The organism is Salinarchaeum chitinilyticum, from assembly GCF_055390775.1.
In genome coordinates this window covers 226,559-252,780 of the sequence record NZ_AP043888.1, presented here as the reverse complement: position 1 = coordinate 252,780, position 26,222 = coordinate 226,559, and the positions used below count along the sequence as shown (strand labels likewise).

Sequence of the window (26,222 nt, the reverse complement as noted above, 5' to 3'; positions counted from 1 at the left end):
GCCTGCGCCGGCAGAAACAGTTGCTTACGCGTTGTTCATCCGCTGGCTGGAGCGCTCGCCGCACTGCTGGCACTCCTTCACCCGGTAGGGCTCGCGGGAGTAGTGGGCGTTCTCGGAACTCGAGCTCTCGGTCTTGATCTGGACGTTGACCTGGTGTAGAGTGTCCATATCGCAGGCGTCACAGCGCTCGGTCATGCCATCGATTGAACTGTCGGTCGTGGCCATACCCTAACTAATTCGTACATCGCACATAAGCGTATGCTCGGGATTTCATCAGTTGAGAATCGCAGATACGAGCCGATTACCAATGGTAGCGTAGCTCTGCTACCGTGCGTCGTAGCACAGTGTCGAAGCACTCTCGAGCTCCTCAACCGACGGTTTCAGTTGGCGATAATTTGATGTTCGATGCCGGACAGACGAACGGTTCCGTGCTCTGGCTGCCGCCGGACTCTGCCTGCTACCCGACAGTGCGAGCCACCGACCGCGACCGATCTCCCGATCGCAATTACCGTACCGGCTGCAACCACCGTACTGACTGCAACTACCGTACCGACTGCACCATCGACCTGATTGCGCCCGTCGGATCGCTCGATCGGTACCAATGCGAATCGCGACGGGAACGGTGTCGACGACGAGCGTTTCGACAACCGTTTTAGGCCGGGGTGATTCTCGTACAGCAATGGGTTCTTGCATCATCTGTGGGACGGCCACCGATGGCGAGGTCTGCGACGTCCATCAGGAGGACGTCGGCTTCGTCTTCGAGGGCACTTCCCCCGACCAGCTGACCCCGAATCGATACTACAGAGGCACCGTCGACGGCTACGCTGACTTCGGCGTCTTCGTCGACATCGGCGACTCCGTCACCGGCCTCCTCCACCAGAGTGAACTCGACCAGCGACTCGAGAGTCTCACCTGGGAGCCCGGCGACGACGTCTTCGTCCAGGTCACCGGCGTGCGCGACAACGGCAACGTCGACCTCGCGTGGTCGATCCGTCAGGCCGAACGGGAGTTCCGTGGCATGCTCGTGGACAGCCCCGACGGCGAACGGGTCTACGATTCCGGTGACGACGGTGCTGCTGACGAAGGTACGACGACCGACGCCACCGCCAGCGGAGGCGAGTCGTCGGGAAATGAGCACGTCCGTCAGCGCCAGAGCGACGGCGGCGAGACGCCGGCGCCCGCTCGGGAGCACCCCAGCGGCGGTGCTGACGGAGCCAACGACGAGAGCGAGGACGGTGACGCGTCGGAGCCGACCGACGCAGACGATAGCGAATCCGTCGAAACGGCCACCGAGACGGCCACCGACCGATCGACGGACGACGAGTCTGACGACGAAGTAGCGAACGACGTAGCGGGCGACACCGAGACCGCTGCCGTCGACGCCGCCGTCTCCGGATCTGGGTCCGCGAGCGATTCCCACTCCGAGTCGCCCGACGAGCCCGAATCCGCTTCCATCGAGTCGCTCGACGACGCGGTGGGCGATCTGGTCCGGCTCGAAGCGGAAGTGACGAGCATTCACCAGACTGGCGGTCCGACGATCTTCGAACTGCGCGACGGCTCCGGTACCGTCGACTGCGCAGCGTTCGACGGCGCCGGCATCCGCGCCTACCCCGAGGTCGAGGTCGGTGACGTCCTCCGACTCGACGGAACGGTCGAGCGTCGACGCGGCGACCTCCAGGTCGAGACGGAGACGTTGACCGTGCTCGGCGCCGACGAAGCGAGCGCGATCGCGGCACGCGTCGACGAGGCGATGGCCGAGGCGGTCCGCCCCGACGCCGCACAGTTCGTCGCGGAGTCGGATCCCGCCGAACCGCTCGCCGAGGGAATCGTCGAAGCCGCGACGGCGATCCGCCGCGCGCTCGCGGAGGACCGCCCCGTCGTCCTTCGGCATCCCGCCACCGCTGACGGTTACGCTGCTGGTGCAGCGATCGAGCGCGGCGCGTTCGCCCGTGCTCGCTCGGACGCTGGCGGCGCCGAACCCGACTACCACGTCGTTCACCGCCGACCGCTCGACGATCCGCTCTACGGTATGGACGCAGCGACCTCCGACCTGACGCGGATGCTCCAGGACCGCGAGCGTCACGGGGAGCAGCTTCCCCTGATCGTGCTCGTCGGCGTCGGGAGCTCCGTCGAAGCACAGGACGCTGTCGAGCTGCTGGACGTCTACGGCGTCGATCGCGTCGTACTGGACGTCGCCCAGCCCGACGACGGCGTGGAGGTCGTCGGCGACCCCGTCGTCAACCCACATCTCGCCGGGATCGAGACCGAGCTCTCGAACGCGGTGCTCGGTAGCGCACTCGGTGCGACGATCGCGCCCGACGTCACCGACGAACTCGCGCACGTGCCCTCGATTGGCTACTGGGAGGACGTGCCCGGTGCCTATCTCGCCGCCGCGGAGGACGCTGGCGTCGACGAGGACGAGCGCCGTGCCATCCGGGAAGCGCTCGCACTCGAGGCCCACTACCAGCATTACAACGACAAACGAGAGCTCGTCGCCGACCTCCTGTTCGAGGGCGCACCCGGCCTCGCAGAGCACGTCGCCGAGCAGTTCCGCGAGAAGCTCGACACCGAGGTCGCCACCGCGCGAGACAACCTTGTGGTCCGCGAGACTGGCGGCGTCCGCTTCGCCGTCCTCGACACCGACGCGTTCACCCACCGTTTCGACTTCCCGCCGACGGCGCTCCTCATCGACGAGGTCCACCGCCGCGAGCGCGAGGAAGCAGTCGGCGCGGTCGTGACGATCGGCGCTGGCGAGGACGAGCTGCTCGTCCGCTCGACCCAGCCCGTCGACGTCCGGGAGATCGCGGCGTCGGCCGACGACACGGCCCCGGGCATCGAGGCGGTCGGCGGTGCCGACGGCCACCTCGAGTACCTCCCCGGCGACCGCGACGCCGCCATCGAGGCCGTCGTGGGCGTGCTGGCGAGTTCGATCGAGGCCTGAGTCCGTTCGCTTCCCTGCTTCCGTCTCGTTTCTTCCCTGTCCGCGTTCCGCTGCCGTCGCTCCACTTTCTCGACGGCCGTCCAGGAAACGACCCGCTCGCGCCGAGACGAGAGCGTTGCGGACTCGACGATCGGTCAGCGCCGCGAGGAGAGATGCTGGTGGAGCTTGATCGTGACCGTCAGCAGCGACGTTGCGGTCACGACGACGAAGACGCCTGCGACAGCGCTGGCGACGGTCGGGGAAGCAGTACCGAGAGCGAGCACCGGAGCGACGAGCGCGCCGCCTGCGAACACGATCACCGGGACCGTCTGGCGGAGGAGCGTGTCGATGAGCGTCCCGCGAGTGGCTGGGCGTCGACTTCTCCGAAGCTGGAAGTAGAGGCCGTAACCGACGATCGCGACGGCACCGGCGGCGGTCGGGACGGCGAACAGCTCGGCTGCCCCAAGCCGCGGGCCCACCGCGACGACGAGCACCACCGCAACGAACGCCATTTCGAGCGTGCGACGGACGCGGTACTCGCCGAGCCGATCGAGCTCGGAGTTCGCGAGCGCCGCGTTGAAATACGCCTCTCGCATCGCCAGCGCGAAGCAGAGGACGAACGCCAGCAGGAGTCCATCGACGAACGGGAGCCGGGCGTCGATCCAAAGCCCGAGGAGGACGAACGCCGCGTAGAGAGCGCCGACGACCCCGGCGATCCCGAAGTACTCCCAGAGCGCCGCCTGGGGGCGCGCGACCCTGGTTCGGGTCACCACCGCGAGATACGTGAGTCGCAGGGAGAGCAGGCCGAGCAGGGTGGCACCGACGATCGTGACCACGGCCGTGCCGACGTCGGGTGCCGGCGTCGCCTGCAGCTGCACGAACGCTGGTCCAGTCGGTAGTCGACCCAGCGGCGTGACCGTCGCCGCTCCCGCCGCCGTCATGCGCCGTCCCTGACCTCCGCGAGCGCGCTCTTGAGGTCGCGAGCGAACTCGTCGGCGCTTTCGTACCGAGCGATCTTGTGGGTCGCCATCGCCTTGGCCACGATGCGATCCGCAGCGACCGGAACGCCGTCGGTCACGCTCGATGGGGGTTCGTAGGAGAGGCCGACCGGTCCACCTCGCTGGACCAGCGATTCCTGGTACGGTGGCCGGCCGGTGAACGCGGTGTAGAGGACGGCCCCGAGGTGGTAGACGTCGGTCAGCCAGTCCACGGCGCCGTGCTCGGAATCGAACAGTTCCGGCGCGGCGTAGCGGGAGTCGAGCGGCAGCGGTCCGTCGACGGCCCGGAACGCGTCGACGATCCCGAGGTTCGCGAGCCGGCCGATCGGCCGGCCGTCCTCGCTGTCGAGTGCGATGGCTCGTGGGTCGAGCGATCGGTGGGTGACGCCACGTTCGTGGGCGTGTCCGAGCCCGGTAGCGGCGTCGAGCCCGACGGTGAGCGCTGCATCGACGGGGAGCTGGCCGATCGAGCGGAGGGTCCGCGGCGCGTACTGGGTGACGATCCAGGGATGGGGCCGTCGCCCGTAGTCGTGGACGCTCAGCACGTTCTCGTGGTCGTCGACGCCGTCCCAGTCGCTGGCGGCGGTCTCGAACGCACCGGAGAACGTGGAGAGACGCGCGCCCTGTGGCGGTCGGTAGGTCCGGACCAGCACGGCGTGGCGTGAGGCGTTCACCGTCGCGATACCGGCGTAGGTCCAGGAGCTGCGGTCCGACGCGATTCGCTCGACGATCTCGAGGGAGTCGAGCGACGTACGGTCGAGTTCGATGGTGAACTGCCCGTTCTGGACGACCTCGTCCGCCCGCTCTTGGACCGGGCTGCCGGGCCCCGCCGGTTCGTCGTCCTCGTGCGAGTCGGCTTCCGACGACTCGGTCGGATCCGACGAATCGCTTCGTGGCTCGTCGCTGGTGGACGCGTCCGCCGGACGCTGAGGGATCTGTGATTCGGTTCCACTGGCGACTGGTTCATTGGTACGGTTGCCGGTAGTTTCGTCTGCACGTTCGCCGCTGACTTCACTCTCGGCGTCAGCCGTCTTTCTGCTGCCAGCACCGGGAAGGGGTGACCGGTCGCTGGCACGATCACTGCCACCGTCCAGATCGACCTCTCGACGGATCCAGTTCGCGGCCATCGTGGCCGTGTGGCCGTGCCGCCCCTCGAGACGCCGGACGACGTCGGCGGCGTCCGCGGGGTTGGCCGACGCGACCGCGCAGATGCCCCAGGCGACGCCGACGCGAACCACCGGATCCTCGTGGTCGAGCGATCCGAAGAGCGCCGGGAGCGCCTCGCGGGCGTCCTCCGGCGCGTCGAGCGTCCGCCGGACGAGGTCCCGGACGCTCGGGTGGTTCTCGATTGCCATGGCTGGCCGTTGGACGGTGCTACGAGCCCGATCGTTAAACCGTTGGTTGCTCTCTGGGGCGTTTCTGGCACGTATCGGCCCGGCAATGAGGTTCGACAGCGGCGCGGCCGCGTGCTTTGCCGGAGCTCGTGGCTCACCGTAGCGTCACGCTTATTCCCGGACCTCCCCGAATTTGCCCCGATGAGCACCGACGACGGCTTCGAGCAGGCCTGTGAGGAGCTGGTGGACAGAGTCCTCGCCGGCGACCTCGAGCGCGAGGACGTCGAGTCCGCGAAGCTGGAGGTCTGTTCGAAGTACTCCGCGTCGAAGGTGCCAAAGCACACCGAGCTACTGGATCGCGCCCCGGACGGCCGTCGCGACGAGCTGGCGCAGGTGCTTCATCGCAAGCCAGTGCGTACGGCCTCCGGCGTCTCGCCGGTAGCAATCATGACGAGTCCGCACTCGTGCCCGCACGGGAAGTGTCTCTACTGTCCCGGCGGGCCGGATTCGGAGTTCGACTCCGCCCAGAGCTACACCGGGCTGGAACCCGCCGCAGCCCGTGGCGAGCAAAACGACTACGATCCCTACGGGCAGGTGACGCTCCGGCTCAATCAGCTCCGGGAGATCGGTCATCCGGTGGACAAGGCCGAGCTAATCTTGATGGGCGGGACGATGACCGCGCGGAGTCACGACTACCAGGAGTGGTTCGTTCGGGAGGCACTCCGGGCGATGAACGACTTCGATCCCGACGCAGAACCGAACCCTTCAGAGACGGAGAGCTTCGCGCCCGATCGGACGTTCGAGCGCAACGGATCGGGCGTGGGAGCTCCCGGCGACGCGACGGCCGCAGGTGCCCCCGGCGAGTACCACTACACGGAGGACGTGATCGCCGAGAACGAGACCGGCGACGTCCGCGCGATCGGGATCACGTTCGAGACCAAGCCCGACTGGTGTGACCCCGAGCAGGTGAACCGGATGCTCCGCCTCGGCGGCACGAAGGTCGAGGTCGGCGTCCAGACGACCTTCGAGCGGATCAACCGCGAGATGCACCGCGGCCACGGGAACGAAGCATCGATCTCCGCGAACCGTCGGCTGCGGGATTCCGGGTTCAAGGTTGGCTTCCACATGATGCCGGGCCAGCCCGGTGCGTCGAAGGAGATGGTCCTCGAGGACTTCCGCCGGCTCGTCGAGCGATCCGAGTGGCGGCCGGACTACCTCAAGATCTACCCGACGCTGATCGTCGAGGACACGGTCACCTACGACATGTATCGTCGCGGGCAGTTCGAACCGCTGGGCAACGACGAGGCCGCCGAACTGGTCGCGGAGATCATGTCGATGCTTCCCCGCTACACCCGTCTCCAGCGCGTCCAGCGGGACATCCCCGCCACCGTCATCGAGGGCGGCGTCTGGAAGTCGAACCTCCGGCAGCTCGCCTGGCAGCGGCTGGACGAGCACGGCTGGTCGTGTGAGTGTATCCGGTGTCGGGAGGTCGGGATGAACGACGCCGAGCCGGTCGATCCCGAACTTCGCGTCGACACCTACGAGGCAGCGGGCGGCACCGAACACTTCGTCTCGATCGAGGACTTCGATCAAGATCTCCTGATCGGCTTCTGTCGGCTCCGCGAACCGGGCGATCCGATCCGCAGGGAGCTCGAGGACGCCGCCGTGATCCGCGAACTCCACGTCTACGGGAGCGAGCTTGGCATCGGCGATTCCGGCGGCGACGCCGGCGGCGGTGGGACGGACAGCCACGGGAACGAGGGCGACGGGCCAGCCGAAGACGGCTTCCAGCACCAGGGCCACGGCCGGCGACTCGTCGAGCGCGCAGAGACCATCGCGCGGGATCGGGGCTACTCGAAGCTCGCAGTGATCGCCGGAATCGGGGCACGCGAGTACTACCGGGAGCAACTCGACTACCGACAGGACGGTCCGTACGTCTCGAAACAGCTCTGAGGTCTCGAACGTCCCGTCGATTTCGTTATCGCGTGGCGATCGATCCCGCTGGCGATCGATCGCGCGACCGTCGACCGGCACGACCGGACGGTTCGCGAGCGAATTCGAACGCTCCGTTCGAACGTCGCGGAGGGCACCGCTCGCTCGTTTGTTCTGTGCGATCCGAACCGGTAATTTTGGCCACAACGCTTATTGGAACTTGAACGGACAGTAACGCAAGAATGCGGTCCGAACAGGGCGGCGAGACGCCCGACGGTTCGACGTTCTCCGAGGCCCTCGCGACGCTCAAACGCACGGGCTCGAACGTGGTCGTCGTCGGTACCGCGGACCGGACTGCACACGCCGCCGTCTGTCGACGGTTGCTCGGGACCGACGCCCCTCGGGCTCGCCTCGTCGTCCGAACGGCGCCGGGTGGCACCTGCGGGTGGCTTCCCCCCGAAGACGCGGCAGGGGAGACCAATCTCATCACCTACGGCGACCCGGGAGCAGAGCGGAACGCAACGATCGTCGACAGCGACCTCCTGGGACCGCTCGGGCAGGCCGTCGCGGACAAGATCGACGGCCTCACCGCCGACGCCGGACTCGAGCCCGCGGAGTTCCGCGTCTGCGTCGACGCGCTCGGCCCGCTGTTCGCCGAGTACGACCCCGAGACGGTGTTCCGGCTGGTGCACGTCGTCACCGCCCGCGTTCGCGACGTCAACGGGATGGGCCACTTCCACCTGCGACTCGCTCCCGACGACGATCACGTCAAACTCCTCGAGCCGCTGTTCGACGCCGTCGTCGAGGTCCGTGCGACGGCGGACGGCGCCGAACATCGCTGGCGGCTCCTCGACCAGGACGTCGACAGCCAGTGGATCGAGCTGTAGCACGACCTGGGACGCGACGCGGCCCTTTTTGACGTTCCGGGGCAGATTGATCAACGTATGCGAGGAGCTTCCGGCGACGATCCGGACGGGAGGGACGGACCGGGCGGCGCCGACGAGTCTGCCGATCCGGCGACGGGGGACGGGTCCGGGGACCGGGATCCGGTGGCCGGAGACAGTACCGACGCGGCAGATGAGACCGGTGCTGACGCCCCGGCGAGCGACGGCTCCTCCGCGCCTGAACCAGCGGACCCTGCCGCGATCGATCCGTCCGAACTGACCGTCTCCGAACGGTCGCTCCATCCGCGGATTCGGATCATCTGGATCGCCCGCGCAGTGGTGTGGTCGCTCGTGCTCGGCGCGATCGGGTTCGTCGCCGTCTGGCAGTGGCTCGAGATCTCCCTGCTCGTCCCTGCGGGAATCACGCTTGCGCTACTCGTGCTGTTCGTTACCCACGCCGTGATGCGGTATCGCGCCTGGCAGTACGAGTTCCGCGAGGACGCCATCTACCTCGAGCGGGGCGTCCTGACGCGAGTCCGGACCGTCGTTCCCTTCGTCCGCATCCAGCACGTCGACACCGCCAGGGGGCCGATCGCGCGCGTGGCAGGACTCTCGTCACTGGTGGTCTACACCGCTGGATCCCGTGGCGCGGACGTCACGATCCCCGGCATCGAGGCCGACCGCGCGACCGAGCACCAGCGCCGGCTCAAACAGCTGGCGATCGCTGCCGAGGACGACACCGCAGTATGAAGCTCCACCCGCTCTCGATCCCCTATCGCGCGGCCCGAGCCGTGGGCAACGTCGTCGTGATCGTCTTCTTCGCCTTCTTCGGGATTCCGCAGTTTCTCGACGGCGCACTCGCCTACGCCGTCGCCGGTTTGGTCGTCATCGTCGGTCTGCTCGCGATCCTCGGCTGGCAGTACGCCTACTACCGACGCTACGAGTACGAGCTGACCGAGAACACGCTCGACATCGACGCCGGCGTGCTCTCCCGGCGCTCCCGCGAGATCCCCTACGGCCGCGTCCAGAACGTCTCCATCGAGCGAACGGTCGTACAGCGTGCACTGGGGCTCGCGGAGGTCCGCGTCGAGACGGCCGGCGGAAGTGGGACCGAGGCGCACCTCCAGTACGTCGGCAAAGCGGAGGCAGATCGGTTACAGAACGAGATCAGCGAGCGCAAACGGCGGAGCGTCGCTGCCGAACGGGACGGCGAAGCAATCGAGGGAGAAGCGACGGCTGGCGAGGCGACGCCGGCGGAGCGGCGCGAACTCCTCTTCGAGATGACGCCACGCGAACTGGGCGTGCTCGGGATCGTCTCGCTGGACTCCCGGATCCTGCCGCTCGTCTTCTTCGCGATCACGCCGTTCGTTCCCCAGATCAGGGATCTCGCTGGCGGCAGCGCGGGGCTCGCGGTCCTGTTCGTGCCGGCGATCGTCCTCGCGATCTACCTCGCGACGGCGGTGCTCAGTGCTGCCTACGCGGTGACGAACTACTACGGCTTCCAGCTCTTCGAGGTCGGTGACGAACTGCGCTACGAACGCGGCCTCCTCCAGAAGTTCTCGGGGACGATCCCGCTCGCGAAGGTGCAGGCGGTGACGATCACGGAGAACGTGCTCGCACGGCTCGTGGGCTACGCTTCGCTGACTGCGGAGACAGCCGGCTTCTCGCCAGGTCAGGAAGGCGGCTCCCAGGCCGCGGTGCCGATCGCACGGCGCGATCGCGTCGTGGAGCTGGCGAAAGAGATCGAGCCAGTGGACCTCCCCGCGTTCGAGCGCCCCCCGAAACGAGCGAGAACCCGCTACGTCGCTCGGTACTCGATCGTGCTTGGCGTCCTCACCGCGATCGCGTACGGCGCCGTAGCGGGCGACGTCTGGGGCGGCCCCTGGTGGATCGTTCCGCTCGCGTTTCCGCTGGTGCCCATCGCGGCCCACCTGAAGTGGCGGAACCTCGGTTACGCACTCACCGACGATCACGTCCTCACGCGCCACGGGTTCTGGAGTCGCACCACGAAGATCGTCCCCTACCACCGCGTCCAGACGGTCGCCGATTCGCAGACGGTCTTCCAGCGCCGCCGTGGCCTCGCGACGGTGCACGTCGACATCGCGGGCTCGCAGAGCCTCGTGAGCGACGACAGCAGGATGGTCGACGTCGATCGAGCGGTGGCCGACGAGCTCCGCGAGACGATCGCCGAACGACTGCTCGACGCGCTCGCCGAACAGGACGAGCGACCGGCGGACCGCTTCCGGGACGGTCCGGTCGATCCCGCCGGGATCGTACAGCAGTCGAGCGCTTCGGGCGAGGAGTCCGCGACGGGCAGCGAACGCCCGGAGTGATCGAGCGAGCAGCGGCCGGTCACCCGCCAGCGATCCGTGCTCAGAGGATCCCGAGGACGAATCCGAGCCCCATCACGATCAGCACTGCCGCCGAGAACGCAGGCAGGTACGGGGTCAGTCGCTCGACTCGCTCCTCGAAGTGCTGGTAGCCAGCGACCAGCGCCATCGTGAGCCCGACGATGCCCAGAATGACGGTGATCGCGTAGGCGAGCATGAGCTCGAGGCAGTGCGACGACCCGGTACACAGCGCGATGATCTCGAACTCCTCCTCGTGGGCGAATCCCAGTACGAAGGCGACCCACGCGATGCCGAGCAGGCCCCGATTCTCCGCGGTCGCCGTATCCATGTGTTCGTGCCCACCGACGAACGGCAGGGCCGATCGGAGACGAGCGCGCCAGCCGTCGCCGTCCGTAGCGCCGTGCCGGTGATTGGCGTCGTGTTCGTGAGGCGCATGCGAGTGTCCTTCGTCGAGACTGTGGCCGGCAACGTGCCCGTCGTCGTGCTCTCCGTGTTCGTGTTCCCGCCCGTCGCCGACGCCGTGCTCGTGCCCCTCCTCGTGGTCATGGCCGTCCTGGTCGTGCCCCTCCTCGTGCGCGTGCTCCACGTCGTGCCCTTCGTCGTGAGCGTTATCGTGCGCGTCTTCGTGAGTGTCGTCGTGCACTTCGGCGTCGTCGAGGCCGTGGCCGTGTCCGCCGTAGTACTCCCTGATGCCGAGTCCGATCAACAGCAGTCCGGCGACGACGCCGAGCGGACCGCCGATCGCGACGCCAGCGACGACGATCGGTTCGTCGAGTCCGGTGAGATCGAAGTAGGCGATGGCGTAGAAGTACGCTACGACGACCGCAATCGAGCTGATCAGGTGGCCGATCCCGATGATGAGGCTCGCCGCGAACCCCGCCGCCCAGGTGTTTCGTCGGTCCATAGCGTACGCGGCAGCGACTGGCCAGCCGTGTCCTGGTTCGACGCCGTGGACCGCTCCGAGCAAGATTGCACCCGCGAGCACGCCGGGTGCCTCCGCGTGAATCATCGTGACCGGAAATCACAACTCGATGCCGTTTAGCGATTGTTACTACGCGAATGCCCGTGCGTACATACGCCTGCGACCGAGACGGGGGACTCTTGGTCGAGGGACTCCTCGATCCACCCGTGCGTACGAGCCTGAACGTCCCCGACGAGCTGCTCGCCGAGTTCGATCGCGTCTGGCAAGAGCAGGGCATCGAGAGCCGCTCTCGTGCCGTGCGGGAAGCGATGCTGGAGTACGTCGAGGCACACACTCGCCTCGAGGAGGCCGGTGAGGACCTCGTCGCGCTGGTGGGGTTCGATTATCGCCACCACGACGTCATCCAGGAGCTCCACGGCGTCCAGCACGACTACCAGGACGTTATTCTGAACACGAGCCACTCCCATCAGGGAGATCTCTGCCTGGAGTCCCTGTTCTGTCGGGGACGCGGCGATCGCATCCACGCGCTCGTCAACGAGCTGCGGGACTTCGACGCCGTTCGCCGGGTGAAGGTGATGGTGATCCGGGACGCCGTCGACCACGATCATCCGCATCCACACGATCACGTGCACGAAGCCGGCCAGGCACACGATCACGGTGCGACGGAGCACGGCGATCACGACCACAGCCACTGACTGCCGCCCCGCTGTGCCAGCGAGACGCCGTTTCCACTGCGAGATTCGCGTCGGTTACCTGCTCTCCCGCTGTTCGACCTTGTCCGGATAGACGAAATCCGGCATACGAATCCACGAAACGAATGCGTGGGTAATAGTGGGCAAGTCTTATCCAGCAATGGGCTATAGTGGGTATCACGATGAAAGTAGACGCTCGTGACCTCCGAACAAACGAGACGGACGACAGAGGCCGAGTGTACCTTGGCACAGAGTACGCCAACAAACGCGTGACTGTCGCCGTCGTGGAGGTCGAATCCGACCGCCCTGACGAAGACGAACTCGCCACCGCGTATCGAGATGCAACCGACAGTTCCGATGCTCTCGCCGAGGAGTGGGACGACGCCTCCGACGAAGCGTGGAACGGGCTGGATGAATGAGCGAGGGTCCTGACGTCCGACGCGGCGACGTCGTAATCGTCCGGCTCGATCCGGCAGAGGGTCACGAAATGAAAAAGACACGACCCGCCGTGGTCGTACAGAACGACGTTGGGAATAGAAACGCCAGTACTACTCTCGTCGCTCCAGCGACTGGCACGCACCGTGGCTACCCGTTCGAGGTGCTGGTAAAGGCAGCGGATTCGCCATTCGAGACGGATTCGTCGGTTCGGCTCGACCAACTCCGCGTCGTCTCCATCGAGAAACGGATTCACTCGGTCGTCGGAAACCTCGACGAGACCACGATGTCGGACGTGGACGATGCCCTGGAACTGAGTCTTGGGCTCGGCTAGTTTATCGGGATTCGCGCTGTTCGACCTTGTTCAAGTCTCTGGATACTGTAACATAGTCATGGGTTGGCTCGGTTCTCGGGAGCTGCTGGAACCGACCCAGCTCCGCCCCGTTACTCGATTAGCTCGTTGGGTTCGACGGCCCCATGTTCCAGCAACTCGGTGTCGAACGTCACGAGGGTTGCGTCGATGTCCTCGGCGAGTGCGAGAAGCAGGCAATCGATCGTGTAGAGCAAATTGTCGCGCTGTCAATTGTACGCTGCAATCTGGTCACTGATTTCGGGTGCGTAAACGTCAATTTCCTCGAAGAGGTCGTCCAGGACCTCCTCTACTCGGTCCTGTTCACTTTGCTTCTTCTTGGTCATCACCGACCGCAACTCCATCAGGTTCAGTAGCGACGTGCAGTACTCGTACTCTCCATTGAGAAAATCCGTAGCGACAGTTCCACGGGACGGTTCGTCCGTGAGACTGGCAACGAGAACGTTTGTATCGACCAGAACCCTCATCGTCGCTCACGGAGCTCCCGCACGGCCTCGACGGAGTCGACATCGACGTCGGACAGGCGGCCAGCGAGCAAGTCACCGAGCTTCCGCTGCCCGTCCTCGATGTCCTCGGTTGGATTGGAGACTGGTGGGCTCCCAACTCGGTTTCCCATAGTGGATGTACGAGCACGCACGAGTAAAAGAACTTGCTACGAAGGATTTCGACCGCTCTCCGCTTTGCATCCAGGTAGATGTTATCGGTTTTCCCGCTGCTCGACCTTGTTCAGCTCGATCAGCAGCCGGAAGATCGCCTTGACGAGGTTCGCGTCGACGTCGAACTGCTCGGCGTTCGTGCCGGCCCGGTCCATCACGCGCTGCTCTTGTTGTTCGTCGGTCGTCGGCAGGTCGCGCTCGTCTTTGACCGCGGCGATCGTGTCCGCGACGTAGGTCCGGCGGGCGATCAGTTCGACGAGTTCGCGGTCGATGGACTCGATCTCCTCGCGGAGTTCGTCGAGAGACATGTCCTGCATGCCCTCGGGGTCGCCCCCGTCCGCCAGCAGTCGTGCCATCGATTCGGTCGAGCCGTCGGTGTGGGTCTCCTCGTGGTCTGTCATTGGATGGTCGCTCCGTCGGTTTGCGTCGTCGTCAATCGGATGGTTCCAGGTCGCTCCGCCCACGCCGCTCGCACGTCCGCCAGCGCCTCGCGGTCGCCGACGGCGGTGACGCTCGGTCCCGTCCCGGAGAGCGAAACGCCCGCTGCCTCGGGCAGCGCCTCGAGCAGTGGCTCCGTGGGAAACTCGAGCGCCGCGGAGAACGCGAAGCCGTTGACGGTCATCGCGCGAGCGAAGTCGCCATCGAGGGCGTGCTCGATCACGACGTCGGCCGTGGAGGCGATGCGCTCGCAGCGTTCGACGTCCGCGTCGGCGGAGAACGCCCGCTCCGGTGGCGTCCAGACGAGCACTGCCCAGTCCCGCTCCTTGCGGGCGAGCAGCTCGTCCTCGGCGTTGTCCGTGACCGTGACGCCGCCGAGCATGCTCGCCGAGGCGTCGTCGAACGCCCCCGTCACCGTCACGCCGGCGTCGCGGGCGGCTTCGACGCCGAGTCGGCAGGCGTCCTCGCGATCGATCTCGCCGGTCGCTGCGAGCGTCGGATCTCCAGCGTCTGCGACGCCGAGCGCGTCGAGCGTCGCGAGTACCGTCGCGTTCGCCGCCGCGCTGGAGGACTTCAACCCCGCGGCCATCGGCACCTCACTGTCGGTGCGGACCTCGCCGCCCTCGCCGTCGCCGAAGCGCTCGATCGTCAGCTCGACGCAGCGCTCGATCAGGGCGGTGTCCGCGTCGGGTGCGTCCGCGATTTCTCCGTCGACGTCGTCGCGCCCCGGATCGAGCGAGACGCTCGCGGTGGTGTACGCGTCGATGGCGAACGCGGATCCCTGCCCGGTCGCAAGGGCGTTGCAGATCGTGCCCGCGCCGGGTGCTCTCGCCCGACCGTCCATATCCGTCCCTCCGCACGCCGTCACATACCGTTGACGGTGTGGTCGCGGCGGCGGATCGACGGTCGGGCGGTCTCACCGGCCGTTCGGATCTGACGATCGCCACCTTATACGTCTATCAGGTGATTGCATATCGGTCGTTCGAGCAGGATTTCCGTGGATACTCGCCGATTCGGAACGAGTACGATTATGTTCGTTCAGTAGTTCTTGTGATCCATGATCGATCGTCAGGGCATGGAGGCGATTCCCGGCCGAACGGCCAGCTGTTCTGGTAACGCTTCGCTCCACGGCGGCCCCGCTCCAGCGGGGTGTCGAGCGTGACGGAGCTCGTCCCCACGACCTGCATGCGGTGTGCGGTCGGCTGTGGCCACGTGCAACGCGCCGTCGAAACAGGCTACGGGCTCGACGTCGTCCGCGGCGATCCCGCCCATCCAGTGAATCGCGGGCTCGGGTGCCAGCGAGGCGTCAGCGAAACCGCCGATCCCGAAGGCGAGTGGCTCACCCAGCCACTCGTTCGCCGCGACGGGGAACTCGTGCCCACGACCTGGGACACTGCGTTGACCCACGCGGCCGAACACATCGACCGGGCCGCGTCGGCCAATCCAGACGCTGTCGCCGTACTCGGTAGCGGCCAGCAGACGAACGAAGCGGCGTACCTGCTGGGGAAGGTCGCACGCGCGGGGATCGGGACCCGCCACTACGACGCGAACACGACGCTCTGCATGGCCAGCGCCGTCACGGCGTACTACGACGCGTTCGGGAGCGACGCGCCGCCGCCGACGTACGACGACATTCCGGAGGCCGACACGCACCTGATCTGGGGAGCGAACCCCGCGGTCGCACATCCGGTCATGTTCCGCTGGATTCGCGAGAGTGCCGCCGAGCAGGGGTCGCGGCTGATCGTGGTCGATCCGGTCGAGACGGACACCGCCGAGCTGGCCGACGAGCACGTCCAGCTCGAGCCTGGATCGGATCTCGCGCTGGCCAGGGGCGTCCTCGCTGCGATCGTCGATCGGGACGGCGTCGACGAGGAGTTCGTTGCGGCGCATACCGAGGGGTTCGACGAACTGGTGGACGAGCTGCCGTCACCCGCGGAGGCTGCCGAGACTGCGGTCGTCGGCGAGAACGTCCCCGCCTCGCTCGCGGACGCGTTGTCGGACGACACCCTGATCTACTGGGGGATGGGCGTCAACCAGAGCGTCCAGGGAACCGCCACGGCCGGCGCACTGATCGACTGCTGTCTCGCGACCGGAAATCTCGGTCCCGGCGCCGGCCCCTTCTCGCTCACCGGGCAGGCGAACTCGATGGGGACCCGCGTCTGCTCCTCGAAGGGGAGTTGGCCCGGCCACAGGGAGTTCGACGATCCGGCGGAGCGCGAGACCGTCGCCGATGCGTGGGACGTTCCGGTCGCACGGCTGGCGGACGACACCGGCCCCGGGCCCGTCGGTATCGTCGAAGCGATGGAGGAGAGTGGCCCCGTCGACGTCTGCTGGACGGTCGCGACCAACCCGGCGGCTGGCGTTCCGGACGCCAGCGCGGCACGGGAGCGCCTCGAGGACACGTTCCTGATCGTCCAGGACGCGTTCCGGACCGAGACCGTCGAACTCGCGGACGTGGTCCTTCCCGCGGCGACCTGGGGTGAGTCGGAGGGCACGGCGATCAACATGGAACGACGGATCTCGCGGGTACGTGCTGCGACCGAGACGCCGACCGGCGTCAAGACCGATCTCGAGCTGATCGCCGCCATCGGCGAGCGGGTCTGTCCGTGGCTGCTCGAGGGCCCTTCGCTGGAGCCCGCCGACGTCTTTCGCGAGTTCGCCGAGCTGACCGCCGGCACCGACGCGGACTGCTCGGGCGTCAGCTACGAGCGTCTGACCGGCGACCGGGCGGTCCGCTGGCCGGCGCCGACGCCGACCAGCGAGAGCGGCTACCGGTACTACGACCCACCATTGGAGGAAATCGATGCGTCGGCTGACGCTGACGGCGAGGAGGTGGAGGAGGACGACCGGGTGATCGGCACCGCGTACGATCTGGAGGGGACCTGGGAGTTCCCCACGCCCTCCGGCAAGGCACGTTTCTCGAGCGAGACCCATCAGGGGCTCCCGGAACCACCGGACGAGGAGTTCCCACTCACGCTGACCACGGCTCGCCAGGACGACGGCTACAACACCGGGGTTCGGACCCGAGACGACGAGCTGGCCGTGGCACGCGTGAGTCCAGCGACGGCTGCGGCACACGACGATCGACTCGCCGGCCCGGACGATCGACTCCGGATCGAGTCCCGGCGGGGATCGCTCACCGCGGTCGTGGAGGCAGACGACGCCGTCCCGGACGGGCTGGTCTGGCTCCCGATCCACCACCCCGCAGTCAACGACCTCACTCTCCCCGATCGCGATCCGCGCTCCGACGAACCGAACCTCAAACAGTGTGCCGTGCGACTCGTCGCGCCGAAGCAGCGCGACGCCGTTCCAGAACCCGCCGACTGAGGGGCGCTTCCTCCGATTGGCGAGCACGCAGACGGTCCGTTTCACGATCGGACGTGGTGCGTATCCGACGCCAACTGTCGTTCGACGGCTGCTACACACCCGGACGGTCGACGATCTGCACAGTTGCGTCGGCGCCGTCCGACGGATGCCAGATTCTCGCCAGCTGTCGTTGGGAAGGCGTGACGCTGTCGGACGACAGCGCTGCGCGCGAGTCCTCGCGGCGAATTCGTCGGCGCACCTGCCTCACGAACGGCCGCTTCCAGGGCGTGTCGCCGGGATCGCTCCGACCGCATGACGACCTTATATGCGTAATATCACGTTCCATATCGGCTGTGCGGCTACGGATGCTCCTATTTCTGGTAGAATGCAAACGCGGGTGCTTATTATAGACTATCCGCAGAGGTTGAACTGGATTCGAACAATGTTCCGCAAGGAAAATGGAGAAATTGTGCATGGTCGTTCAGACATAGGACGCCACGTGCGGGCGGGTGATCGCTCGTGATCAAGATGACCAAGTGGCGAACGCTCGTGCTGGCCACCGTCGGGTTCAACTTCTCCTTTCTCATCTGGTTCAGCTTCGCGCCCTTCACCGGCCCGATGGCCGACGAGTTCGGGCTCTCGAACGGCGAGATCGGGATTCTCGCGAGCTCCGCGATCTGGCTCGCGCCCTTCGGACGGATGCTCACGGGCTGGCTCTCGGACAAGTACGGCGCGCCAACGGTGTTCGCCATCGTGCTCGCCTACGTGGGCGTGTTCTCGATCGCGAGCGCGTTCGCCGAGAGCTACGGCGTGTTCTTCGTCACGCGACTCATCGTCGCGACGGCCGGGATCACGTTCGTCATCGGGATCCAGCACGTCGCCGAGTGGTTCGACGAGGAGAACCTCGGGATGGCCGAAGGCATCTACGCGGGCGTCGGAAACGCCGGTGCCGCCGGCGGCGCACTGATCCTTCCGCGCGTGTTCGGCACGGGCTGGAGCGGCCCGATCTTCGAGACGAACTGGCGAGCAGCCTTCTTCTACACCGGGATCGTCTCGATTCTGCTCGCCGTCGTCTACTACTCGATCGGCGAGGCCGCGAAGTCCGCCGAGAAACGCGCAGCGACGAAGGACAGCGCGTCGCTCAAGCAGTGGGTCTACACCGCGACGCGCTACGGCACGGTCGTCCTCGCGCTCGCGTACGTCATGAGCTTCGGCCTCGAGCTGTCGATGAACGGCTGGCTCTCGACGTACTACCGCGAGGGGTTCAACCAGGACAATCTCGTCGTCGCGAGCACGTTCGCCGCGACCTTCTCGGTTGCCGCCGGGCTGCTGCGGCCGATCGGCGGGTACACGAGCGACTACCTCGCGAAGAACGAGCGCAATATCCTGCCGGTGTTTACGGGCCGGTACCGCGAGCAGTGGACGTTCGTCTCGCTGTGTTTCATCGTCGTCGCGATGTTCACGATGACGCTCGCCGGGCTCTCCGGGATGGTGATGGCCGCCGTCGTTGCCGGCTTCGTCGTCGGCATGTCGTGTGCGTTCGCCGAGGGCGCGATCTTCGCGCAGGTCCCGGCGATGTTCCCGAACAGCTCCGGGCAGGTCGCTGGCGTCGTCGGTGGCGTCGGCACCGTCGGCGGCATCGTCTACCCGCTCGTCTACGGCGAGACGCTGTTCCCGCTGCCGAACATGCACGTCGGCTACGCCATCGTCGCGGCGTCGATGATCCCGATCGTGCTGTTGACGGCGTGGGTCTTCCAGCCACAGATCGCTGCAGTCGCCAACGACGAGGGCTTCCTCGACCGTGGCGAATCGACGGCGAGCGCGACGTCGGGCGACGACTGATGCCGATCGCACTCGTCGTCGCCGGGGGCTACTCGTCGCGCTTCGGGCTCGCCGAGAAGGGGCTCGTCGAGATCGGCGGGGAGCCGATGCTCGCACACGTCGTCGGGGCGCTCGAGTCCGTGGCCGAGGACGTCGTGATCGACTGCCGCGACGACCAGGCCGAGCCCTTCGAAAGCGCGCTCGCGTCGTCGGCCCACGTCGACGGTCGACCGACCTTCGTGACCGACGAAGAGCCGGACGCCGGCCCGATCGCCGGGATCGAAAACGGACTCTCCACAGTCCACACGGATCGATGCGCGCGTATCGACGACGGAGAGCAGAACGAGGAGATTCACGCCGAGGAAATTCTGCTCGTGAGCTGCGATCGGCCGGGCATCACGCCAGCAGTGCTCGGGCGTCTGCTCGATCGTCGTCGTCAGCGTGACGCCGACGTCGCGCTTCCAGCCGTCGACGGCTATCTCCAGCCGCTCTGTGGCGCTTATCGGACCGATGCGCTCGAACGGGCAGTAGCGGACGCCCGGACCAGCGGCGAGCGCCAGCTCTGCTCGGTTCCGGCGTCGCTCTCGAAGTACGTAGTGGCCGAACGGTCACTCGCAGACATCGTCTCACCCGGAGCGATCGCGAGTGTCGACACCCCGCTCGAGCTATGGGTACGGTCGCACCCAGCCCGGCCCCGCTCTACTCGGGACGATAACGCCGTGAGCGCCAGGCTCCCCGACGGTTCCGCCCTGCTCGCCGGGGACTGAGGGTCTGCCTGGTGGGTACTCCCTCTCGGTCGCTTTCCTCCGATCTCTCCCCGGGCCGTCCGCACGGGATTGCTTTCTCGTAGTTTGTTCTCACCAGCGTTGCCCTTGCCGCGTCTCGATTCCGCCACGCCATGCGACACACCGGATATCGATGCTGTCACGGATTCGGTCGTCTCGAGTCCGGGCGAACCGGTTCGCCATCGCAAAATAGTCTAGAATCTGCCATTCGCGAACGTGGGAATTCGGACCGCTGGGCACCGCGAAACCGTCCGTCCGATAGCCTAATACACATTATACACGCTACCGTTCGGGAGATCGTCCGGATAGACTCCACAATTTCAATCATTTGTAATTGATTAGTCTTAATAGCTGCAAACCTGTTTCGTTCTCCCGTGAGAACTATGGATTCGTCCGCAGTTTCCGCGCGATCGCCGTTCGATCGGTCGGCATCCGAACGCGAGGTGGTTCGCGGTGGGGCATAAAAAGGAGGACTGGAAGGCGGAGTGCTACGGCGACGAGCTTCGCGAGCACATCGAGCGCTTCGCCGAGGAGGGGTACGATTCGATCCCCGAAGACGAGCGCGACGAGTGGTTCTCGCGGTTCAAGTTCTGGGGGCTCTTCCACCATCGCGACGGCCAGGAAGGGTACTTCATGCTCCGACTGACCAACTGTGGCGGCGTCCTTGAGCCGGGCGCACTCCATGCGATCGGCGAGGTCGCCCGGGACTACGCCGACGGCCCGGTCGAGAACCCGGAGTTCGGCCGCTCCTGGATCGATCTGACGACTCGACAATCGATCCAGCTCCACTGGCTCCGGCTCGAGGACATCCCGGAGATCTGGGAGAAGCTCGAGGCCGCCGGGGTCAGCTCTCGGTCCGCGGGCGGCGACACGATGCGGAACATCTCCGGCTGCCCGCTCGCCGGGAAAGCCGAGGAATACGTCGAGTCCCGCGAACTGCTCGACGAGATTCAGGAGGGCATCCGCGGCGACGACGCCCTCTGCAACATGCCCCGTAAGTTCAACATCTCGGTAACGGGCTGTCGCCAGGGCTGCGCCCAGGACTCGATCAACGACATCGGCCTCGAGCCCGCTCACAAGTACATCTCCGGCGAAGAGGTCAAGGGATTCAACGTCCGCGTCGGCGGCGGCCTCGGCGGACGGGAACCTCGGCCCGCACGGCCGCTCGATCTCTTCGTCCGCCGGGAGCAGGCCTACGACACCGTCCGTGAGTTCGTCGAACTCTACCACGAGGAAGGCAACCGCCAGAACCGTTCGAAGAACCGTGCGCGGTTCTTCGTCGACGAGTGGGGTACGGACGAGATCCGCGAGGAGCTCGACGAGCGCCTCGACTTCGAGCTCGAACCCGCTGGAACGGACTTCCGCGGCGAGTACACCTACAACGCCGGCAAGCCGACCGAGCGCGGCTCACACGACCACGTGGGCGTCTACGACCAGGCCGACGACCTGAACTACGTCGGCCTCTCCGTCCCCGTCGGTCGGCTCCCTGCCGAGGAGGCGATCGAGCTGGCCGACCTCGCGGAGACGTACGGCTCCGGCGAGGTCCGACTCACCCGGCGGCAGAACCCCGTCATTACGGACGTCCCCGACGGCAATCTCGACGACCTTCTGGCGGAGCCGTTCCTCGAGAAGCACAAGCCGGAGCCCAACGCCTTCGAGCGAGGGACGATGGCCTGCACCGGGACCGAGTTCTGCAATCTCGCGCTGACCGAGACGAAGGCCCGAACCGCACGAATGCTTCGCTGGCTCGGCGAGAACGTCGAACTCCCCGACGACGTCCAGCGGATCAAGATCCACTATTCGGGCTGCACTGCCGACTGCGGTCAGGCGATGACTGCCGACATCGGGCTCCAGGGGATGCGTGCCCGCAAGGACGGCCAGATGGTCGAAGCGCTGGACGTCGGCGTCGGCGGGGGGATCGGCGAGGAGCCCTCCTTTATCGAGTGGGTCCGCCAGCGCGTGCCCGCCGACGAAGTGCCTGGCATGCTCGCGAACCTCGTCGAGGCGTACGCGGCGCTCCGCGAAGACGGCCAGACGTTCCGCGAGTGGGTCGACGCGACCGGTCACGAGACGATCATCGAACTGGCCGAGCCCGAGGAGGTCGAGGGATACACGGATCCCTGTCTCGCCGACGGCAAGCAGGCCTGGTACCCCTTCTCCGAGGACGCCGACGCGGAAACGATGCCGGGGGTAGCGGATGACTGACTGTACCACAGAGCGCCGGCACGTCGAGACGGCCCCGCTGGACGCCGCACCGGAGCTCGCCGACGCGGCCGAGTGTAGCGACGTGACGTCGGAATAGCTGGGGAGGGCAACGCTGTCGCGGTTCGGTAGTCCATTCGAGGGTCGCACCGACACGACTGGCGCTGACAGACCTTCACCGTTCGATCCGCGAACGGGGTTCTTTTCCGGACAACCCTCCTACCCGTGGGTATGTCCCACCGTTCCACCGTCTCGCCCTCGACCCTCCCGGTCGATCTCCGGGAGGAGGGCGTCGTCGTGGAGTATCTCGACGAGCGGGAGGCCTTCTACAACGGGGTGCCCGAGAAACGGGACGGCTCCGTCCGCACCCGCCCCGGCGTGCTCGTGCAGGTCCTCGTCACTGACCCGACCGACACCGAGGGCGTGCTCACGTACGTCAACGACCGGTCGACGCACGACGACATCCTCGAGGAAACCGGCGTCGGGCGTGTGTTCGTCGAACCCAACGAGGAGACCGAACTGTTCCCTGGCGTCACGGCCCGTGCCGACGGCCATGCCATCGTCATCGAGGGCGACCCCGAGGTCGCCCGCGGTCGGATCTTCGTCTTCGCCGAGGACGAACTCGGCGAGGCGTCCTACGAGATCGTCAGCGAGGAGACGGACGGCGATTCCACGGCCACCGATCCACGGGAGGACTGATCGATGCCGCTCCGGAAGGCCTGGGAGGAGCTCACGCGCACGACCGTGGGGAAGGCACCGGAGCGCTACGGCGTCTACGAAGTCGGCGACGGTGACGGCGAGGTCGTCGAGATCGGTGCCGGGGTCCTGAAAGACGAACTGAAGGAGGCGTTGGCTTACGGCGTCGGTGAACAGGTTCGCTGGGAGGCCACGCCATCGATCGAACGCGCAGAGGAGCTTGCGGACGAGCATCGGAACCGACGCTGACGGTTGGCTGCGGGAGGGAGGAGCGCTCCATCTCCCATCGACCGAGGTACGCGTTTCACGACGTCGATGTCTCCGGGGGAGCAGAACGTGCGGGAAAACAGCGAGAGAGAACAGAGTGTAGAGAGAGGAGACGTTTTCGCGGCCGGCGTCAGTCGGCCACTGCAGCGACCATCCCCTGCTTGTAGTACCGCTGCAACACGACGAAGAGGACGACCGGAACGATCATCGTCAGGACCGATCCAGCGGCGACGAGTCCCCAGTCGATCTGCAGCCGACCCTTCATCAGCGGGAGCACCTGCGGAGCGAGCTTGTTCTCCTGGGATCGCATGAACACCTTCGGGAAGAAGAAGGAGTTCCAGACCCAGGTGAACTGGATGACGGCGACGGAGACGAGCGCCGGCGCCGAGTACGGCAGCACGATCGACTTGAAGATCTGGTAGCGCGACGCACCGTCGACGCGAGCCGCCTCCTCCAGCTCCTTGGGCAGTCCGAGCAAGTAGTTCCGGAGGAACATGACGACCCAGCCCAGTCCCCAGCCGATGTGGACCAGGATGAGTCCCATGTAGGTGTCGAACAGCCCGGTCTCCTGCAGCGTGTTGTAGTTGCCCATCGCGACGAGCTCGGGCGGCGCTGCCATCACGATGATCAGCAGGAAGAACAGGAACGTCTTCAGCGGGAACTCAAAGCGCGCGAACGGGTAGGCGACCATCGTTCCCAGCAGCGTCACGGCGAGCACGGACGGGATCGTGACGATCGCGGTGTTCACGAGCGCCTGGCTCATCGGCCCGGACTCGTAGTTCCAGGCCTGCTCGTAGTTCTGCAACGTGAACGTGAACGGATCGATCGACCACCAGCCCTGGACGATCTCGCCGAGTGGACGGACGGACGCCATGAATAGCCCGATCAGGGGGACGAGCCAGAGCAGCGCGATCACGATCGCGATCACGTATCTGGCGGCCCGGGGCACGGTCGGTGCCGAGGCCACGAGTCTGGTCAGGAGGTCTCGATCGTCTGTTGGCGCAGTATCGGGAACCTCGTAGCGGACCTGCGTTCCGCCGTCGGTGCGTTCCGGCTGAGAAGCCGACTCGGACGACCGCTCGGAGTGTGGTGTGTCAGTCATGGTTGGTTAGTCCATTCGTGCGATGTAGTAGGCCATCGGCAGCGCGATGAACAGCTCGACGAGGGCGACCACCATCGCCTCGCCGTACTCGATCGGACTGGAGAACGCCGACTGGTAGACCTCCAATCCGAGCACGGAGTACACCCCGTTGGGTCCGCCCGACGGACCGCCGGCAGCGTACACGATGGCGAAGATGCGCAGCACCCAGATCATCCCCATGATCACCACGACCGCGGTGACGGGTTTGACCAGCGGCCAGATGATGTCCTTGAAGCGACGGTACCGGCCGGCACCGTCGATTCGCGCGGATTCGAGCAACGACGGGTCGATCCCGGCGAGCGCGGAGCTATAGAGGAGCATGCTGAAACCGGTCTGGACCCAGACGCCACCGACGACGAGCGCGTACATCGCGAGCTGGGGCTCCTGGAGCCAGTTCCGGACCTGGCCTTCGAGGCCGACGGTTCGGAGCAGCTCGTTGAAGACGCCAGCCTGCGGATCGTAGACGAACAGGAGGACGAGCCCGATGACGACGGTCGGCGTCGTGAACGCGAGAAAGACCATCGAACGGAGGATCCGCCTGCCGCGGAGATCCGCGAAGAGCAGGGCGAGCCCGAGTCCGAGGAGGGTACTCAGCGGGACGTGGAGCATCATCCAGATGAGATTCTGGGGAAGCGCCCCCATCGGATACTCCAGATCCTTGATGTTCTCCCAGTTGATGATCGCGTCGTCCTGGAACGTCTCGACCCAGGTGTCGAAGTAGATCAGCTTCTGGGCGTCGAAGGCGTCCCAGGCGAAGAAGCTCCCGCCGACGGAGTAGACCATGGGGCCTACGGAGAAGATCGCGAAGAGCGTCAGTCCGGGCACCATGAAGACGACGATCGCCTTCACCTTCTGCCAGTCGACGCCCGCGTCGGGAGCGTCCTCGAGTGAGTGGTCGGTACTCATTGTATCACGCGACGAGCATGCCGTCTCCGTCGTAGAGGTACGCGTCGTCGGGCTCGAAGGTGAGGAACACCGTCTGCCCGGCCCGGACGTCCGCCGTCGGGACCTTGACGCTCACGAGCGAGCCGGCGACGTCGACGTTGACGAGCGTGTACTCGCCGAGTGGCTCGACCGTCTCGACGGATCCGCGAACCGACCACTCCGTCCCGGGGTCGTCGAGCGACACGGTGAGGTCCTCCGGACGGATCCCGAGCGAGACGGTCTCTGAAGATGTCTCGCCTTTCATCGGGAGCGTGTTGTTCTCCCGCAGGTCGATCGTGCCGTTCTGCTGGGTCCCCTCGAAGAGGTTCATCGGCGGCGAACCGATGAAGTTCGCGATCCAGGTCGTCTGCGGGCGGCGATAGAGTTCCTGGGGTTCCGCGACCTGCCGGATCGTCCCCTCGTTCATGACGGCGATTCTGTCCGCCATGCTCATCGCCTCCTCCTGGTTGTGCGTGACGTAGACGGTCGTGATGTCGAGCTCGTTCTGGAGCCGCTTGAGCTCGGAGCGCATCTCCAGCCTGAGCTTCGCGTCGAGGTTCGAGAGCGGTTCGTCGAGCAAGAACACGGACGGTTCCCGGACGATCGCGCGTGCGAGCGAGGTACGCTGGCGTTGTCCGCCGGAAATCTCGGCGGGATCGCTCTCGAGCTGGTCCTCGATGTGGAGGAGTTCCGCGGTTTCGGCGACGCGCTCGTCGCGTTCTTCCGGTGGAATGCCACGCACTTTGAGGGGATACTCGATGTTCTCCCGCACGTTCATGTGCGGATAGAGCGCGTAGTTCTGGAACACCATCGCGACGTTGCGGTCGGCGGGCGGCATCCCGTCGACCCGGTCGTCGTCGAAGTAGATCTTGCCTTCCGATGGCGTCTCGAGTCCGGCGATCATCCGGAGTGCAGTCGTCTTGCCACAGCCAGACGGCCCGAGGAAGACGAGGAACTCCCCGTCTTCGACCTCGAGATCGAGCTTGTAGTTCGCGACTGTCTCACCCCCGTCGAAATACTTGCTGACCGACCGCATGGAGATGCGGGTCATCGGCGTACCGGCACAGTATTCGTTTACGGCACTTATAATTAATCATTGTTAAAGGACTTGTAAGACGTGGGGTACATCGCTTCAGCCACGCGATATT

Annotated in this window: 25 protein-coding genes and 1 pseudogene; 14 read left to right on the top strand and 12 right to left on the bottom strand. The window is 66.1% G+C overall.

Annotation, left to right across the window (positions count from 1 at the left end):
• Positions 1 to 24: 24 nt before the first annotated feature.
• Complete coding sequence (locus ACZ5KP_RS01285) at positions 25 to 225, bottom strand: DUF7835 family putative zinc beta-ribbon protein (protein WP_460919054.1); 201 nt, start codon at positions 223 to 225, stop codon at positions 25 to 27.
• Positions 226 to 679: 454 nt separating this feature from the next.
• Here ACZ5KP_RS01285 and ACZ5KP_RS01280 point away from each other — a divergent pair, with 454 nt between their 5' ends.
• Positions 680 to 2,941: an OB-fold nucleic acid binding domain-containing protein gene (locus ACZ5KP_RS01280; RefSeq protein WP_460919053.1), complete on the top strand. Its 2,262-nt coding sequence runs from the start codon at positions 680 to 682 to the stop codon at positions 2,939 to 2,941.
• A gap of 134 nt (positions 2,942 to 3,075) precedes the next feature.
• Here the strand turns inward: ACZ5KP_RS01280 and ACZ5KP_RS01275 are convergent, their stop codons facing one another.
• Positions 3,076 to 3,861, bottom strand: coding sequence for a hypothetical protein (locus tag ACZ5KP_RS01275; RefSeq protein WP_460919052.1), 786 nt, complete (start codon positions 3,859 to 3,861; stop codon positions 3,076 to 3,078).
• Positions 3,858 to 5,273, bottom strand: coding sequence for a protein kinase domain-containing protein (locus tag ACZ5KP_RS01270; protein ID WP_460919051.1), 1,416 nt, complete (start codon positions 5,271 to 5,273; stop codon positions 3,858 to 3,860). The genes ACZ5KP_RS01275 and ACZ5KP_RS01270 overlap by 4 nt, the downstream gene beginning before the upstream one ends.
• Positions 5,274 to 5,453: 180 nt before the next feature.
• Between ACZ5KP_RS01270 and ACZ5KP_RS01265 the strand changes: the two genes are divergently transcribed.
• From ACZ5KP_RS01265 to ACZ5KP_RS01250, 4 genes are all read left to right on the top strand, one after another.
• Positions 5,454 to 7,205: a tRNA uridine(34) 5-carboxymethylaminomethyl modification radical SAM/GNAT enzyme Elp3 gene (locus ACZ5KP_RS01265; protein ID WP_460919049.1), complete on the top strand. Its 1,752-nt coding sequence runs from the start codon at positions 5,454 to 5,456 to the stop codon at positions 7,203 to 7,205.
• Between the two features lie 221 nt (positions 7,206 to 7,426).
• Positions 7,427 to 8,071 carry a DUF7504 family protein gene (locus ACZ5KP_RS01260; protein WP_460919048.1) on the top strand — a complete coding sequence of 215 codons (645 nt, stop codon included), beginning with the start codon at positions 7,427 to 7,429 and terminating at the stop codon, positions 8,069 to 8,071.
• Between the two features lie 273 nt (positions 8,072 to 8,344).
• Positions 8,345 to 8,818, top strand: coding sequence for a PH domain-containing protein (locus ACZ5KP_RS01255; protein WP_460921084.1), 474 nt, complete (start codon positions 8,345 to 8,347; stop codon positions 8,816 to 8,818).
• Positions 8,815 to 10,401: a PH domain-containing protein gene (locus ACZ5KP_RS01250; RefSeq protein ID WP_460919046.1), complete on the top strand. Its 1,587-nt coding sequence runs from the start codon at positions 8,815 to 8,817 to the stop codon at positions 10,399 to 10,401. The genes ACZ5KP_RS01255 and ACZ5KP_RS01250 overlap by 4 nt, the downstream gene beginning before the upstream one ends.
• A 40-nt stretch (positions 10,402 to 10,441) precedes the next feature.
• On the opposite strand, the gene ACZ5KP_RS01245 is transcribed toward ACZ5KP_RS01250, so the two are convergent.
• The gene (locus ACZ5KP_RS01245) at positions 10,442 to 11,428 is read right to left on the bottom strand and encodes a sulfite exporter TauE/SafE family protein (protein ID WP_460919045.1); all 987 of its coding nucleotides are present in this window, start codon (positions 11,426 to 11,428) and stop codon (positions 10,442 to 10,444) included.
• A gap of 119 nt (positions 11,429 to 11,547) precedes the next feature.
• Between ACZ5KP_RS01245 and ACZ5KP_RS01240 the strand changes: the two are divergent.
• The 3 genes and pseudogenes from ACZ5KP_RS01240 to ACZ5KP_RS01230 form a co-directional block, all read left to right on the top strand.
• A pseudogene (locus ACZ5KP_RS01240) lies at positions 11,548 to 11,934 on the top strand (CopG family ribbon-helix-helix protein); the annotation flags it as partial.
• A gap of 281 nt (positions 11,935 to 12,215) precedes the next feature.
• Positions 12,216 to 12,452 carry a hypothetical protein gene (locus tag ACZ5KP_RS01235; protein ID WP_460919043.1) on the top strand — a complete coding sequence of 79 codons (237 nt, stop codon included), beginning with the start codon at positions 12,216 to 12,218 and terminating at the stop codon, positions 12,450 to 12,452.
• Complete coding sequence (locus tag ACZ5KP_RS01230; RefSeq protein ID WP_460919042.1) at positions 12,449 to 12,802, top strand: type II toxin-antitoxin system PemK/MazF family toxin; 354 nt, start codon at positions 12,449 to 12,451, stop codon at positions 12,800 to 12,802. The genes ACZ5KP_RS01235 and ACZ5KP_RS01230 overlap by 4 nt, the downstream gene beginning before the upstream one ends.
• 110 nt (positions 12,803 to 12,912) lie before the next feature.
• Here ACZ5KP_RS01230 and ACZ5KP_RS01225 read toward each other — a convergent pair whose 3' ends face one another.
• The 5 genes from ACZ5KP_RS01225 to ACZ5KP_RS01205 all read right to left on the bottom strand — a co-directional run bounded on the left by ACZ5KP_RS01225 (position 12,913) and on the right by ACZ5KP_RS01205 (position 14,776).
• Entirely contained in the window at positions 12,913 to 13,035 is a 123-nt protein-coding gene (locus tag ACZ5KP_RS01225; RefSeq protein ID WP_460919040.1) for a hypothetical protein, read from the bottom strand.
• 12 nt (positions 13,036 to 13,047) lie between these two features.
• Positions 13,048 to 13,305 (bottom strand): type II toxin-antitoxin system VapC family toxin, encoded by a 258-nt coding sequence (locus ACZ5KP_RS01220; RefSeq protein WP_460919038.1) that lies wholly within the window; start codon positions 13,303 to 13,305, stop codon positions 13,048 to 13,050.
• Positions 13,302 to 13,454 (bottom strand): hypothetical protein, encoded by a 153-nt coding sequence (locus ACZ5KP_RS01215; RefSeq protein WP_460919037.1) that lies wholly within the window; start codon positions 13,452 to 13,454, stop codon positions 13,302 to 13,304. Before ACZ5KP_RS01215 ends, ACZ5KP_RS01220 begins: the two co-directional genes overlap by 4 nt.
• 81 nt (positions 13,455 to 13,535) lie before the next feature.
• A complete protein-coding gene (locus ACZ5KP_RS01210; RefSeq protein WP_460921082.1) occupies positions 13,536 to 13,850 on the bottom strand; it encodes a chorismate mutase in 315 nt (104 codons plus the stop codon).
• A 41-nt stretch (positions 13,851 to 13,891) separates the two neighbouring features.
• The gene (locus ACZ5KP_RS01205) at positions 13,892 to 14,776 is read right to left on the bottom strand and encodes a shikimate kinase (RefSeq protein ID WP_460919036.1); all 885 of its coding nucleotides are present in this window, start codon (positions 14,774 to 14,776) and stop codon (positions 13,892 to 13,894) included.
• 314 nt (positions 14,777 to 15,090) lie between these two features.
• On the opposite strand from ACZ5KP_RS01205, the gene nasA reads away from it, so the two are divergent.
• The 6 genes from nasA to ACZ5KP_RS01175 all read left to right on the top strand — a co-directional run bounded on the left by nasA (position 15,091) and on the right by ACZ5KP_RS01175 (position 22,991).
• Positions 15,091 to 17,259, top strand: a complete 2,169-nt coding sequence (nasA, locus tag ACZ5KP_RS01200) for an assimilatory nitrate reductase NasA (protein ID WP_460919035.1) — start codon at positions 15,091 to 15,093, stop codon at positions 17,257 to 17,259.
• Between the two features lie 507 nt (positions 17,260 to 17,766).
• Entirely contained in the window at positions 17,767 to 19,080 is a 1,314-nt protein-coding gene (locus tag ACZ5KP_RS01195) for an MFS transporter (protein WP_460921080.1), read from the top strand.
• Entirely contained in the window at positions 19,080 to 19,826 is a 747-nt protein-coding gene (mobA, locus tag ACZ5KP_RS01190) for a molybdenum cofactor guanylyltransferase (protein WP_460919034.1), read from the top strand. Before ACZ5KP_RS01195 ends, mobA begins: the two co-directional genes overlap by 1 nt.
• 471 nt (positions 19,827 to 20,297) lie before the next feature.
• Positions 20,298 to 22,049 carry a nitrite/sulfite reductase gene (locus tag ACZ5KP_RS01185; RefSeq protein ID WP_460919032.1) on the top strand — a complete coding sequence of 584 codons (1,752 nt, stop codon included), beginning with the start codon at positions 20,298 to 20,300 and terminating at the stop codon, positions 22,047 to 22,049.
• 228 nt (positions 22,050 to 22,277) lie between these two features.
• Complete coding sequence (locus ACZ5KP_RS01180) at positions 22,278 to 22,745, top strand: DUF5796 family protein (RefSeq protein ID WP_460919031.1); 468 nt, start codon at positions 22,278 to 22,280, stop codon at positions 22,743 to 22,745.
• A gap of 3 nt (positions 22,746 to 22,748) precedes the next feature.
• A complete protein-coding gene (locus ACZ5KP_RS01175; RefSeq protein ID WP_460919030.1) occupies positions 22,749 to 22,991 on the top strand; it encodes a DUF7508 domain-containing protein in 243 nt (80 codons plus the stop codon).
• Between the two features lie 148 nt (positions 22,992 to 23,139).
• On the opposite strand, the gene ACZ5KP_RS01170 is transcribed toward ACZ5KP_RS01175, so the two are convergent.
• The 3 genes from ACZ5KP_RS01170 to ACZ5KP_RS01160 are packed head-to-tail and all read right to left on the bottom strand — an operon-like array spanning position 23,140 to position 26,110.
• Positions 23,140 to 24,111 carry a carbohydrate ABC transporter permease gene (locus ACZ5KP_RS01170; protein ID WP_460919028.1) on the bottom strand — a complete coding sequence of 324 codons (972 nt, stop codon included), beginning with the start codon at positions 24,109 to 24,111 and terminating at the stop codon, positions 23,140 to 23,142.
• A gap of 6 nt (positions 24,112 to 24,117) precedes the next feature.
• Positions 24,118 to 25,056, bottom strand: coding sequence for a carbohydrate ABC transporter permease (locus tag ACZ5KP_RS01165; protein ID WP_460919027.1), 939 nt, complete (start codon positions 25,054 to 25,056; stop codon positions 24,118 to 24,120).
• 4 nt (positions 25,057 to 25,060) lie between these two features.
• Positions 25,061 to 26,110: an ABC transporter ATP-binding protein gene (locus tag ACZ5KP_RS01160; protein ID WP_460921078.1), complete on the bottom strand. Its 1,050-nt coding sequence runs from the start codon at positions 26,108 to 26,110 to the stop codon at positions 25,061 to 25,063.
• Positions 26,111 to 26,222: the final 112 nt, after the last annotated feature.